This window comes from Pseudomonas vancouverensis (genome assembly GCF_004348895.1).
In the GTDB taxonomy this organism is placed as follows: Bacteria; Pseudomonadota; Gammaproteobacteria; order Pseudomonadales; family Pseudomonadaceae; genus Aquipseudomonas; species Aquipseudomonas vancouverensis.
The window spans coordinates 78,352-90,986 of the sequence record NZ_RRZK01000031.1 but is presented as its reverse complement, the minus strand read 5'-3'; the positions used below and the strand labels follow the sequence as shown (position 1 = coordinate 90,986).

Sequence of the window (12,635 nt, the reverse complement as noted above, 5' to 3'; positions counted from 1 at the left end):
AGATGGTTCATCCTCGGGACGTTTTGCCGCAGCGACGGTCAAGATTCAACGAGCAAGCATTCATAGCTGTATTCAAAAAAGGGAGTCAATCGATGGCCCATATTAGTGTTGAGCGTGCCCACAGCCTGGGTAAGGAAGCGGCGCGCGAGAAGGCCGACAAGCTGGCGCAGAAACTCTCCGACCAGTACGGCCTGGAGCCGCAGTGGTCAGGCGACACCCTGAATCTCAAGCGTTCGGGTGTGAAGGGCGCAGTGCATGTCGCCGATGATTCGATCCGGGTCGACGTCGAGCTGGGCCTGATGATGTCGGCCATGAGCGGCATGATCAAAGCGGAAATCGAGAAGGCGCTGGATAAAGCGCTGGTTTGATTCCCGATTGAAATCATATTCCCTGTAGGAGCGAGCTTGCTCGCGATGACGGAGTGCCAGTCGACATCAATGTTGATTGCTCTACCGCAATCGCGAGCAAGCTCGATCCCACATTTGTTTATTAGTGGTGCCCCTGCTGTTTATGTCAGTTGTTAGGGTGCCGTTTCTAATTTTTCTGCCTACTTTGTGCCAGAGCCCGACACCTGTCCGGGCAGTTCCTCAAACCTTCTGCGCGTGAGGTGGACCATGGCCAAAGTTATTCTGAAGAAAAAAATCGACGCAACGACCAGCACGCTGAGCGACGTCAAATCCTATGCCCGCAAAGTCTGGCTGGCTGGCCTGGGTGCCTACGCCAAGGTCGGACAAGAGGGCGCCGATTACTTTCAGGAACTGGTGAAAGCCGGTCAGGTTGTTGAAAAGAAAGGTAAAAAAGTAGTCACCGAAAAACTTGAAGCGGCCAATGCCGAGATCGATGAAGCCAAGAGTGAAGTCAGTACTTTCAAAGGCAAAGTCGAACTGCAACTCGACAAGGTCGAGAAGGCGTTCGACACACGTGTTGCAAGTGCCTTGAATCGTATCGGCATTCCGTCTAAACATGACGTTGAGACACTCTCTGCTAAGCTCGATGAGCTGACGGCATTGCTCGAACGCGTCGCGCGTAAATCTTAAGGAGAACGGGATGGCTGTTAAAAAGAACACCGAAAAAGAAGGCAGCTCGTGGATCGGGAAAGTCGAAGACTACTCCCGTAAAATCTGGCTGGCTGGTTTAGGCGTGTACTCGAAGATCGACACTGACGGCAGCAAAATCTTCGATGCATTGGTTAAAGATGGCGAGAAGGCCGAGAAGGCGATCGGCAAGAAAGTCGACACCGCCAAAGACACCGCCAAGGACTCTGCTTCCTCGGCCAAGTCGCGCATCAGCGGCGTGAAAGACAAAGCGCTGGGCAAATGGGATGAACTGGAAGGGGCTTTCGACAAGCGCCTGAACAGCGCTATTTCGCGCCTCGGTGTACCGAGCCGCAATGAAGTGAAAGCGCTGCACAGCAAGGTCGATACCCTGACCAAGCAGATCGAAAAGCTGACCGGTGCCAAGGTTGCGCCAGTGGCGGCGAAACCCGCAGCCGCGAAGCCGGCCGCCAAGACTGCCGCTGCCAAACCCGCTGCTAAAACGGCTGCCAAACCCCTGGTGAAAGCAGCGGCCAAGCCTGCTGCGAAAACCGCAGCAGCAAAACCGGCAGCCGCCAAGCCAGCCGCCAAACCGGTTGCAGCGAAAGCCGCCGCCAAGCCAGCAGCGAAACCCGCTGCCAAACCCGCAGCGGCCAAGCCTGCTGCGAAAACCGCGGCGGCCAAACCTGCGGCTGCCAAGCCAGCGGCCAAACCTGCTGCTGCGAAAAAACCAGCTGTGAAGAAGCCGGCTGCTCCCAAAGCTGCTGCGCCAAAACCAGCCGTGGCCGCTGCCAAGCCAGCAGCACCGGCAGCTCCGGTCAGTGCTTCGAACTCCGCGACCGCACCGACCCCTGCCGTGACCCCGACTGCCGCACCGACTCCATCGGCGCCAACCAGTCAGTCCTGATTTTCAGGACTCAAGAAAACGCCCGGCCTGTGAAGGTCGGGCGTTTTTGTTTGTGCACAGATTTGAGAGCGACAAAAGTCCCCAGTGGGATTATTCGTGGTCTTTCAGGTACTCCATCGCCATCTGTTCCGTCGCCGCCTTGATCGGTGCCAGCAAGTGCGGCGCCACCAGCATCATGATCTGGTAAACCACCAGCCGCACTTCACCTTCCCGGTCGAGAATCCGCTGATAGTCCAGCGAGAACAGCAGCGTCATTGTGATCTGCTCCACCAGTTGCCCCAGCGCCTGGGTTTCGCTGACCAGCAGCCCTTGAGCCTGTAGCCGCGCCAGCAGCGACGCCATGGTGCGTTTCAGGGCGTTGAGCAGACTGCGAATGCCCTTGGCCAGTTTCGGCAGGCGTCCGGCGAGGTTCGACAGGTCCTGAAAGAGAAACCGGTACTGCGCCAGGCGTTCGACGATCAGGTGCAGGAACAGCCAGTAATCCTCGGGGGCCAGTTCGACATCTGCAGGTGGGTCGAGCAAGGGCGTCAGCTCCGCCTGGAAACGCTCGAACAACCCGAGAATCAGCGGTTCCTTGCCGTGGAAGTGGTAGTAGAGGTTGCCCGGGCTGATGCCCATTTCATTGGCCACTTCCATGGTGGAGACGTTCGGTTCGCCCTTCTGGTTGAACAACTGCAGGGCACATTCGAGGATCCGGTCGCGGGTTTTCATCCAGTCTTCTTAATGGTCGAGTCAGGCCACGGCCGTTTGGCCGTGGGTCGTTGAGCGTCAGCGCACGCGGACATAAGTGCCAGGTGCCGCCTCCATCGGGGGATAGTTCTGGTTGCCGAGCGCCATGTGGGTTTCCTTCTGCGCCCCGGAGCGTTGCTGAATCCAGTCCAGCCACTGGTTCCACCAACTGCCATCGACGTGCTTGGCGTCGTAGTACCAGGCGCGCGGATCGCTGCTCAGCTTGCCGTTCTCGACATAGTTGGCTTTCGGGTTGTTCGGCGGGTTGAGAATGCTCTGCACATGGCCGCTGTTGGACAGCAGGAAGCGTCGCTCGCCGCCCAGCAGCAGCGTCGAGCGGTACACCGCATCCCACGGCGTGATGTGGTCGTTGATGCCAGCGACGCTGAAGCTGTCGACGTTGACCTTCTGCAGGTCGATCGGCGTGCCGCAGACTTCCAGGCCGCCGGGGTGGGTCAGCGGGTTGTGCTTGAAGAAGTCCAGCAGATCGCCGTGCAGTGCAGCCGGCAACCGGGTGTTGTCGTTGTTCCAGTAGAGGATGTCGAACGCCGGTGGCTCCTTGCCCAACAGGTAGTTGTTGACGAAGTAACTCCAGATCAAATCGTTGGGGCGCATCCAGGCGAAGACCTTGGCCATGTCGCGACCATCCAGCACTCCGCGCTGGTACGAACGACGCTTGGCGGCTTCGAGGGTCTGCTCGTCGGCAAAGAGCGTGGCCGGGCTGTCCAGCTGACTGTCGAGCAAACTCACCAGATAGGTCGCACTGGAGACCCGGCGCAACTGGCGCTTGGCCTGCAAGTGGCCTTGCAGCGCGGCGATGGTCAAGCCGCCGGCGCAGGCCCCCATCAGGTTGACCTCGCGCGCGCCGGTGATCGCCCGGCACACATTCATCGCTTCTTCCACGGCCTCGACGTAGGTCGAAAGGCCCCATTCGCGGTGGCGCACATCCGGGTTGCGCCAGCTGATCATGAAGGTTTGCAGGCCGTTTTTCAGGGCGTACTGGACGAAGCTGTTGTGCGGGCTGAGGTCGAAAATGTAGTACTTGTTGATCTGCGGCGGCACCACCAGTAATGGCTTGGAATACTGCTTTTCACTCATCGGCTTGTACTGGATCAACTCCAGCAGTTCGTTGCGAAACACCACCGCACCCGGGGTGGTGGCGACGGTCTTGCCGACTTCGAACGCTTGCTTGGTGACTTGCCTGGGCAGGCCGTCGTTGTGCAGGAGGTCGTCCACCAGGTGACTGATCCCGCGAACCAGGCTGGTGCCGCCGGAGTTGAAGAGTTCCTTGATCGCCAGCGGATTGAGCAGGGTGTTGGACGGCGACACGGCGTCATTGAGCAGGGCGAAGGCGAAATGGGCGCGAGCGCGGTCGTCCGCGCTCATGCTGCTGTCGTCGATCCAGTGCCTGACCTGTTTTTGCCAGCTCAGGTAGGCCTGCAGGCTGCGCCGATAAAACGGGTTGAGGCTCCAGGCAGGGTCGGTGAAACGAGCATCCTGGGGATTGGTCGGGTGCAGGGTGTCGCCCAGCAACACGCGACCCAGTTGCCCACCCAGTTTCAACGCGTGGCGCGCCGTGTGTACCGGGTTGCGCAAACCATGGGCGGCCACGCTGCGCAGGGTCGAAATCAGATCCCGACCACGCAGGCCGGTAATCGCACTCTGTGCATTGATGAACGCGGCGGGAGTGGGTAAGGATTCCCTCGCTGGTTTCTCGCGCATGACTCAACACTCCTTCGTCTTCAGGCCAAAAACAAACACACCAAACCAGAACACCATAGTCGCTGTAGCGGGTTGTTGCGCGGCACGGCGTCCTGCCGTTCTCATCGTGTGAGATTCAGCCACCCAGCGGCGACGGATGCGGGTGCATCACGGCGCGCTGACGCTCCTCCTGAAGGAACTTCATGATGATCGGGGCCACCGCTTCGGCCCGGGTAATGAGGAACAGGTGCCCGTCGTCGATGATGTGCAACTGCGAGTTGGGAATCCGCCAGGCCAACACGCGCATGTTGATCAACGGGATCAGCGGGTCGTCGTCACCGGCCAGCACCAGGGTCGGCTGGTGGATTTTGTGCAGCCAGTGAATGCTGGTCCAGCCAAGGCCGGCGAACAGTTGCCAGTAGTAGCCGAGCTTGCCCGCCGAACGCACCTTGGCGGCATGGCTGGCGGCCAGGGTCGGGTCGCGGCGGAACGAACCACCGTAGATCATCGGCGCTATGCGAATCACGTGGGAAGGCTGAATGTAGCGGCGTGGGCTGGCCATCATCCACAGCACCTTCGGCTTGCCCGGCACCATCACCGCACCGGCAGCGGTGGCGGCGAGGACGAGTTTCTTGCAGCGCTCCGGATAGTCATAAGCGAACTGCTGGGCCAGGGCACCGCCCCAGGACACGCCGATTACATTGACCTGCCCGTAGTCGAGGTAGTCGAGCATCCGTGCCGTCAGCTTGGCCAGGCCCGGAAAACGGTAAGGCCGGTTTGGCGTGGATGAACCACCGACCCCAGGCACGTCGAAGGCGATGACCTCGAGGTCCGGGTCCAGTGCCGCGACGAACGGAAAAACCAGCTCCAGGTTGGCGCCGATGCCGTTGAAAATCAGCAGGGGCGTCAAATGAGGCTTGCCGGGGCGTACCGCCGTGCGGAGCGTCTGGCCATCCAGATCGACGGTACGGAATATGAAGGGTTGCGGCATGCTCTGGCCCTGTGGGTCGCTCTTTCGAATTCGTTCCCCAATCCCTTGTGGGAGCGTGCCTGCTCGCGAAAGCAATCGACCATTGAACCTCGTCGACTGAGTTGCCGCCTTCGCGAGCAGGCTCGCTCCCACAGGTGGGGCGAGGTGTGTCAGTTACCGCTCGTGTACGTAAGTGCCGGGGGCTGCTTCACCCGCCGCAAAGGTTTTGTTACCAAGCGCCGTCGGCGACTTCTTCAGCTTGCCTGAACGCTCCGCCTGCCATGCCTGCCAATGCAGCCACCAGGAATCGGTGTGCTTGGTCGATTCTTCCTGCCAGTCATCGGCGTTGGCGGTCATTTCGGCGCTGGTCATGTAACGCGCCTTCGGGTTGCCCGGCGGGTTCAGAATGCTCTGGATATGCCCGCTGCTGGACAGCACGAATTCCACTTTGCCGCCGAACAGTTGTGCCGACTTGTAGCAGGAGCGCCATGGGGTGATGTGGTCGTTGGTGCCGGCCAGGGAGAAGATGTCGGCGGTGACGTTCTTAAGGTTGATCGGCGTGCCGCACACCTCCAGTGCATCCGGGCGGGTCAGCGGGTTGTTTTTGAACATCTCGATCAGGTCGCCGTGGAAGGCGGCGGGCAAGCGAGTGGTGTCGTTGTTCCAGAACAGGATGTCGAACACCGGCGGCTCGTTGCCCAGCAGGTAGTTGTTGACCCAGTAGTTCCAGATCAGGTCGTTGGGGCGCATCCAGGCGAAGACCTTGGCCATGTCGCGACCTTCGAGTACGCCGGCCTGGTAGGAGTGGCGCTTGGCGGCCTCGAGGGATTTCTCGTCGACGAACAGGGCGACGTCGCTGTCCAGGGTGGTGTCGAGCACGCTGACCAGCAGGGTCAGGGCGTTGACCTTGTTTTCGCCCAGGGCGGCGTAATGGCCCAGCAGTGCGGTGCAGGTGATGCCGCCGGAGCAGGCGCCCAGCATGTTGACGTCCTTGCTGCCGGTGATCGCAGTGACCACATCCACCGCTTCCTTGAGTGCTTCGATGTAGGTCGACAGGCCCCACTCGCGTTGCGCCTTGGTCGGGTTGCGCCAGCTGACGATAAACGTCTGCACGTTGTTGCGCAGGCAGAAGCGCGCCAGGCTCTTTTCCGGGCTCAGGTCGAACACATAGAACTTGTTGATTTGCGGCGGCACCACCAGCAGCGGACGCTCGTGCACCTGCTCGGTGATGGGTCGATACTGGATCAGCTCCAGCACGTCGTTGCGAAACACCACGGCGCCTTCGGTCACGCCCAGGGTCTTGCCCACTTCAAAGGCGCCCATGTTGACCTGGCTCGGCATGCCGCCGTTGTGCACCAGATCCTTGGCCAGGTGGGAGAGACCGTCGAGCAGGCTTTTGCCGCCGGTCTCGAAGAAGCGTTTGACCGCTGCCGGGTTGGCCGCGGTGTTGGTCGGGGCCATGGCTTCGGTCATCAGATTGATGACGAAGTGTCCGCGGCTGATGTCTTGGGAGGACAGGTTGCTGTCATCGATCCAGTCGTGGAGTTCCTTGCGCCACGCCAGGTAAGTTTGCAGATAACGTTTGTAGAGCGGGTTCTGACTCCAGGCCGGATCGGCGAAGCGACGGTCATCGCTGGTCGGTTGCAGCTCGGATTTGCCGAACAGCACGTTCTTGAGTTCAAGGCCGAAATGAGCGACATGCCTGGCGCTGTGTATCGGTTGTTTGATGGCTTGCCTGAGCACCATTCGAGCAGAAGCCAGTAGATCCTTTCCACGCAGCCCAACGACAGGATTCAGCCCCAAGGTGTTTTCCGAGGCTTGATACTTCAAGTCATCGTTATTCTTGTTACTCATCTACGACGCTCCATTGTCCTGAGACGAGTACCCGGGTCCTGCTGTGTAGTCACACAGCCAATGCCAGGTACTACTGCTCGGGGTGACCGTTAATACTGTATCGCTGCTTTTTTACCGCAGAGAACACTGCAGGGAACTTGCCAGTTCCATTGGTTACCCGAGTTTAATTTTTTTCGCAAGCAGGCCATTGCGCGGCCCTGGAGCGGAGCATTCAAACAGATGAAATTAGAAAATGCCCTCTAAAGAGCAAGAGGCTCGGACTAGAGCATCAGCTTGACGACGGACTCGTTCGGGTCGCGGGTTTTTCCGGCGGCTTTGAGCTCGGCCAGATAGTCTTCCCAGAGTGCGTCATAACGTCGCGCCAGTTCGTAGAGATATTCCCATGTGAACAGGCCGCTATCGTGGCCGTCGTCGAAGGTCAGTTTCAGTGCGTACTGACCAGCCGGTTCTATCTTGCTCAGGCCTACGTTGATCTTGCCAAATTGCAGGATGGGTTTGCCGTGGCCCTGGACCTCGGCGGAGGGCGAGTGCACGCGCAGGAATTCGGCGGGCAGGGTGTATTCCTCGCCGGACGCGTATTTCAGCGACAGGGTTTTCGAGGCTTTGTGCAGTTTGATGTCGGTGGGGATCATGGCCGAATGTCCGTTTTGTGCGAAACCTTGTGGGAGCGAGCTTGCTCGCGATAGCGGCGTATCAATCAACACAAGGGTTGAATGTACCGCCTTCATCGCGAGCAAGCTCGCTCCCACAGTTCCGCTACATCTGTAAGAGTTGCTTACAGGATATAACGGGACAGGTCTTCGTTCTGCGCCAATTCGCCGAGGTGGCTGTTGACGTAGTCGGCGTCGATCTGGATCACCTTGTCGTCATGGGCGCTGGCCAGGTCGCCGGCACTGAACGACACCTCTTCGAGCAGACGCTCAAGCAGGGTATGCAGGCGACGGGCGCCGATGTTCTCGGTTTTCTCGTTGACCTGCCAGGCGATCTCGGCGATGCGCTTGATGCCGCTTGGCTGGAACTCGATGCCCAAGCCTTCGGTTTTCAGCAGGGCGCAGTATTGCTCGGTGAGCGAGGCGTGCGGTTCGCTGAGGATGCGTTCGAAGTCTTCCGGGCTCAGGGCCTTGAGTTCGACACGAATCGGCAGACGACCTTGCAGCTCAGGCACCAGGTCGCTTGGCTTGCTCAGGTGGAAGGCGCCGGACGCGATGAACAGGATGTGGTCGGTCTTGACCATGCCCAGCTTGGTGTTGACGGTGCAGCCTTCGATCAGCGGCAGCAAATCGCGCTGCACGCCTTCACGGGACACATCGGCACCGCCGACGTTACCGCGCTTGGCGACTTTGTCGATTTCGTCGATGAACACGATGCCGTGCTGCTCGACGGCTTCCAGGGCCTTGGCCTTCAACTCTTCATCGTTGACCAGGCGGCTGGCTTCTTCGTCGCGCACCATCTTCAGCGCTTCTTTGACCTTGAGCTTGCGCGCCTTTTTCTTGCCCTTGCCCATGTTGGCAAACAGGCTTTGCAGCTGGTTGGTCATCTCTTCCATGCCCGGTGGCGCGGAGATGTCGACGCCGGCCATTTCGGCGACTTCGATTTCGATCTCCTTGTCATCCAGCTGACCTTCGCGCAGGCGCTTGCGGAACAACTGACGGGTGTTGGAATCCTGAGTCGGCGCATCGTCGCTGGCAAAACCCATGCGCGCCGGCGGCAGCAGTGCGTCAAGGATGCGCTCTTCGGCGGCGTCTTCGGCGCGATGGCGAACCTTGACGATTTCCTGTTCGCGCAGCAGCTTGATGGCGGCATCGGCCAGGTCACGGATGATCGATTCAACGTCGCGGCCGACATAACCGACTTCGGTGAACTTGGTCGCTTCGACCTTGATGAACGGCGCGTTGGCGAGTTTTGCCAGGCGACGGGCGATTTCGGTTTTACCGACACCGGTCGGACCGATCATCAGGATGTTCTTCGGGGTGACCTCAACGCGCAGCTCTTCAGGCAGCTGCATGCGGCGCCAGCGGTTACGCAGGGCAATGGCGACGGCGCGCTTGGCATCGTCCTGGCCGATGATGTGGCGGTTGAGTTCGTGGACGATTTCACGGGGAGTCATGGACATAATACTCAGTGGACCTCAAGCAAGAATGAGCCGTGGTGCGATGGGCTGCACGGGCTTACTCGGCGCAGTCCTGCTCCTCAATGGTCTGGGTGTGGTTGGTGAATACACAGATGTCGCCGGCGATACCGAGCGCGGTCTCGACGATTTCACGGGCCGACAGGTCGGTCTTCTTCAGTAGCGCGCTGGCGGCTGCCTGGGCGTAGGCGCCACCGGAACCCATGGCGATCAGGCCATCTTCGGGCTCAACCACGTCGCCGTTACCGGTGATGATCAGCGAGGCGTCCTTGTTGGCGACCGCGAGCATGGCTTCGAGGCGGCTCAGGGAACGGTCGGTACGCCATTCTTTAGCGAGTTCAACAGCGGCGCGCACCAGGTGGCCCTGATGTTTTTCAAGCTGGCCTTCGAAACGTTCGAACAGGGTAAAGGCGTCGGCGGTGGCGCCGGCAAAACCTGCGATGACCTGACCGTGGTACAGGCGGCGAACCTTTTTCGCGTTGCCTTTCATCACGGTGTTGCCAAGGGAAACCTGGCCGTCGCCGCCCATGACGACTTTGCCGTGGCGGCGAACTGAAACGATGGTGGTCAAGGGAAGAGTCTCCACGCAGCAGGGCGAAAATGCCTTATGACCCTTCATATGGGGGTGGTGGAGTGTTTTTCAACTGTAGGAAAGGAGAGGGGACGAGCGGCTTGGCGGGTAGGTGCAAACCTCTGTGGCGAGGGAGCTTGCTCCCGTTCGGCGGCGAAGCAGTCGTAAATCCGGGGAATGCAGTATGTCTGATATACCGAATTCGCTGGTTTTAGGGCCGCTTCGCGACCCAGCGGGAGCAAGCTCCCTCGCCACAAGGGCCAGTTGTTGTGAGCCTGAATCAGCGGCTCTGACGTTGTTGTAACAACAGATTGCTGAAGCCCGCGCCCGCCAGTTGTTTCTGCGCGGTGGTCAGCTGTTCGCGGTTGCTGAACGGCCCGACCAAGACCCGGTACCAGGTCTCGTCCTTGACGGTGCCGGACTCAACTGCCACCGCCTGACCGAGCAGGATGATCTGCGCTCGCACCTTGTCCGCGTCGGTCTCCTTGCGGAACGAACCGGCCTGCAGGAAAAACTTGGTCACAGGCGCTGCCTTGACCGGTGGCGCAGGCGGCGGCGTGATCCCGGACAGGGCTGCCTGGGCGCGTGCGGTATCGATCTTCGCCGCTTCAGCCGGGGTGACCGGCGTCGTCGGAATGGCCGGCACTTGTGGCGTCGGCAAGGTTTTTTCCGGCACGGCATCCGGCGGCACTATGACTTCCGATTCCGGCAACAGCGTGTAGAAGTCGTACTTCGGCTTCACCGGTTGCGTCGGGCTCGGCGGGGTTTTGTTGGCTTCGGCAATCTTCGCGGCTTTCTGCTGCTGTTGCTGTTCGACCTTTTCCCGCTTGACCGTGTCACTGCCCTTGCCCGGTTCCAACTTCATCAGGAACACGATGAAGGCGCCGACTGTCAGGCCGATGGCCATCCACAGCCAGCCCGGGATCGGTTTCTTTGCAGGAGCTTGATAACGGCTGGCGCCACGCTTGGGTGCAGGTTTTTTCTTGGCAGCCAACTTACATGCGCTCCAGAGTTTCCAGGCCCAAGAGTTCCAGGCCTTGCTTGAGGGTGCGACCGGTCAGCGCGGCGAGGCGCAGGCGGCTCTGCATCTGTGCCGGGGTGTCGGCGGCGAGAATCGGGCAGTTCTCGTAGAAGCTGGAGAACAGGCCGGCAACGTCGTACAGGTAGGTGCAAAGGATGTGCGGCGTGCCTTTGTCGGACACGTTGTTGAGGATCTCGCCGAACTGCGCGAGTTTCGCCGCCAGTTCGTGTTCGTGGGCTGCTTCCAGCACGATCTGGCCATCGACTTCGCTGAAGTCCTTGCCCAGCTTGCGGAACACGCCGGCCACGCGGGTGTAGGCGTACAGCAGGTAGGGTGCGGTGTTGCCTTCGAAGTTCAGCATCAGGTCGAAGTTGAAGCTGTAGTCGCTGGTGCGGTGCTTGGACAGGTCGGCGTATTTCACCGCGCCAATGCCCACGACCTTGGCGATGTTGCGCAGCTCCGCTTCGGCCAGCTCCGGGTTCTTGTCCTTGACCAGGGTGTAGGCGCGCTCCTGGGCTTCGGTCAGCAGGTCGATCAGCTTCACGGTGCCGCCATCACGGGTCTTGAACGGACGGCCGTCAGCGCCGTTCATGGTGCCGAAGCCCATGTGTTCCATTTCCATCGGATGGGTCACAAAGCCGGCCTTGCGCGCCACGGCGAACACTTGCTGGAAGTGCAGGGCCTGGCGCTGGTCGACGAAGTACAGTGCGCGGTCAGCCTTGAGGGTGCCGCTGCGGTAGCGCACGGCAGCCAGGTCGGTGGTGGCGTAGAGGTAGCCGCCGTCCGCTTTCACGATGATCACCGGCAGCGGGTCACCGTCGGCGTTCTTGAACTCATCGAGGAACACGCACTGGGCGCCATTGCTCTCGACCAGCATGCCGGCGGCCTTGAGGTCGTTGACCACGTTGATCAGGTCGTCGTTGTAGGCGCTTTCGCCCATCACGTCGGCCATGGTCAGTTTGACGTTGAGCAGTTCGTAGATCTTCTGGCAGTGGGACAGCGAGATGTCCTTGAACTTGGTCCACAACGCCAGGCAATCGGCATCGCCGGCCTGCAGCTTGACCACCAGGCCACGGGCGCGGTCGGCAAACTCTTCGGACTCGTCGAAACGCTGCTTGGCGGCGCGGTAGAAGTTTTCCAGGTCCGACAGTTCGTCGCTGGTGATCGGGTTTTCCTGCAGGTAAGCCATCAGCATGCCGAACTGGGTGCCCCAGTCGCCGACGTGGTTCTGGCGGATCACGGTGTCGCCGAGGAATTCGAGAACACGGGCGACGCCGTCGCCGATGATGGTCGAACGCAGGTGGCCGACGTGCATCTCTTTGGCCAGGTTCGGCGCCGACAAGTCAACCACTGTGCGTTGCAGCGGGCCGGCCTTGCGTACGCCGACCTTGGCGTCAGCCAGGGCGGCGTCCAGGCGCGAAGCCAGGGCATCGGTGTTCTGGAAGAAATTCAGGAAGCCCGGGCCGGCGATTTCGGTCTTGCTGATGTTTTCGTCAGCGGGCAGCGCAGCGATGATTTTTTCCGCCAGATCACGCGGTTTCATGCCGGCGGGCTTGGCCAGCATCATGGCGATGTTGCTGGCGAAATCGCCGTTTTTCTTGTCGCGGGAGTTCTCCACCTGGATCGCCGGCGACAGGCCTTCAGGCAACACACCTTCGTTGACGAGTTGGGTGATGGCTTGTTGGATCAGCTGGCGAATGGTGTCTTTCATGGTCTTCTC

Annotated in this window: 12 protein-coding genes; 3 read left to right on the top strand and 9 right to left on the bottom strand. The window is 60.3% G+C overall.

Annotation, left to right across the window (positions count from 1 at the left end; translation table 11 throughout):
- Positions 1-92 precede the first annotated feature (92 nt).
- The 3 genes from EIY72_RS24025 to EIY72_RS24015 all read left to right on the top strand — a co-directional run bounded on the left by EIY72_RS24025 (position 93) and on the right by EIY72_RS24015 (position 1,941).
- Positions 93-368 carry a polyhydroxyalkanoic acid system family protein gene (locus tag EIY72_RS24025; RefSeq protein WP_093227507.1) on the top strand — a complete coding sequence of 92 codons (276 nt, stop codon included), beginning with the start codon at positions 93-95 and terminating at the stop codon, positions 366-368.
- A gap of 246 nt (positions 369-614) precedes the next feature.
- Entirely contained in the window at positions 615-1,037 is a 423-nt protein-coding gene (locus EIY72_RS24020; protein ID WP_093227505.1) for a phasin family protein, read from the top strand.
- A 10-nt stretch (positions 1,038-1,047) separates the two neighbouring features.
- A complete protein-coding gene (locus tag EIY72_RS24015; RefSeq protein WP_093227503.1) occupies positions 1,048-1,941 on the top strand; it encodes a phasin family protein in 894 nt (297 codons plus the stop codon).
- Between the two features lie 90 nt (positions 1,942-2,031).
- On the opposite strand, the gene EIY72_RS24010 is transcribed toward EIY72_RS24015, so the two are convergent.
- From EIY72_RS24010 to argS, 9 genes are all read right to left on the bottom strand, one after another.
- On the bottom strand, positions 2,032-2,652 hold the full coding sequence (locus EIY72_RS24010; protein WP_093227501.1) for a TetR/AcrR family transcriptional regulator: 621 nt from the start codon (positions 2,650-2,652) through the stop codon (positions 2,032-2,034).
- Positions 2,653-2,709: 57 nt separating this feature from the next.
- Positions 2,710-4,392, bottom strand: a complete 1,683-nt coding sequence (gene phaC, locus EIY72_RS24005) for a class II poly(R)-hydroxyalkanoic acid synthase (RefSeq protein ID WP_093227499.1) — start codon at positions 4,390-4,392, stop codon at positions 2,710-2,712.
- Between the two features lie 115 nt (positions 4,393-4,507).
- A complete protein-coding gene (phaZ, locus tag EIY72_RS24000; RefSeq protein ID WP_093227497.1) occupies positions 4,508-5,362 on the bottom strand; it encodes a poly(3-hydroxyalkanoate) depolymerase in 855 nt (284 codons plus the stop codon).
- Between the two features lie 153 nt (positions 5,363-5,515).
- Positions 5,516-7,195, bottom strand: a complete 1,680-nt coding sequence (phaC, locus tag EIY72_RS23990; protein WP_093227495.1) for a class II poly(R)-hydroxyalkanoic acid synthase — start codon at positions 7,193-7,195, stop codon at positions 5,516-5,518.
- Between the two features lie 260 nt (positions 7,196-7,455).
- Entirely contained in the window at positions 7,456-7,827 is a 372-nt protein-coding gene (locus EIY72_RS23985; RefSeq protein WP_093227493.1) for a gamma-butyrobetaine hydroxylase family protein, read from the bottom strand.
- Positions 7,828-7,970: 143 nt separating this feature from the next.
- A complete protein-coding gene (gene hslU, locus EIY72_RS23980; protein WP_093227491.1) occupies positions 7,971-9,308 on the bottom strand; it encodes an HslU--HslV peptidase ATPase subunit in 1,338 nt (445 codons plus the stop codon).
- A 55-nt stretch (positions 9,309-9,363) separates the two neighbouring features.
- Complete coding sequence (gene hslV / locus EIY72_RS23975; RefSeq protein ID WP_007975582.1) at positions 9,364-9,894, bottom strand: ATP-dependent protease subunit HslV; 531 nt, start codon at positions 9,892-9,894, stop codon at positions 9,364-9,366.
- A gap of 280 nt (positions 9,895-10,174) precedes the next feature.
- Positions 10,175-10,888: an SPOR domain-containing protein gene (locus tag EIY72_RS23970; protein WP_093227489.1), complete on the bottom strand. Its 714-nt coding sequence runs from the start codon at positions 10,886-10,888 to the stop codon at positions 10,175-10,177.
- Between the two features lies 1 nt (position 10,889).
- Entirely contained in the window at positions 10,890-12,626 is a 1,737-nt protein-coding gene (gene argS, locus EIY72_RS23965) for an arginine--tRNA ligase (protein WP_093227488.1), read from the bottom strand.
- Positions 12,627-12,635 lie beyond the last annotated feature (9 nt).

Excerpts from the sequence above, each read along its gene's own strand:
- EIY72_RS24025 (WP_093227507.1), top strand. The coding sequence starts at position 93 with ATGGCCCATATTAGTGTTGAGCGTGCCCACAGCCTGGGTAAGGAAGCG.
- EIY72_RS24020 (WP_093227505.1), top strand. The coding sequence starts at position 615 with ATGGCCAAAGTTATTCTGAAGAAAAAAATCGACGCAACGACCAGCACG.
- EIY72_RS24015 (WP_093227503.1), top strand. The coding sequence starts at position 1,048 with ATGGCTGTTAAAAAGAACACCGAAAAAGAAGGCAGCTCGTGGATCGGG.
- EIY72_RS24010 (WP_093227501.1), bottom strand. The coding sequence starts at position 2,652 with ATGAAAACCCGCGACCGGATCCTCGAATGTGCCCTGCAGTTGTTCAAC.
- phaC (WP_093227499.1), bottom strand. The coding sequence starts at position 4,392 with ATGCGCGAGAAACCAGCGAGGGAATCCTTACCCACTCCCGCCGCGTTC.
- phaZ (WP_093227497.1), bottom strand. The coding sequence starts at position 5,362 with ATGCCGCAACCCTTCATATTCCGTACCGTCGATCTGGATGGCCAGACG.
- phaC (WP_093227495.1), bottom strand. The coding sequence starts at position 7,195 with ATGAGTAACAAGAATAACGATGACTTGAAGTATCAAGCCTCGGAAAAC.
- EIY72_RS23985 (WP_093227493.1), bottom strand. The coding sequence starts at position 7,827 with ATGATCCCCACCGACATCAAACTGCACAAAGCCTCGAAAACCCTGTCG.
- hslU (WP_093227491.1), bottom strand. The coding sequence starts at position 9,308 with ATGTCCATGACTCCCCGTGAAATCGTCCACGAACTCAACCGCCACATC.
- argS (WP_093227488.1), bottom strand. The coding sequence starts at position 12,626 with ATGAAAGACACCATTCGCCAGCTGATCCAACAAGCCATCACCCAACTC.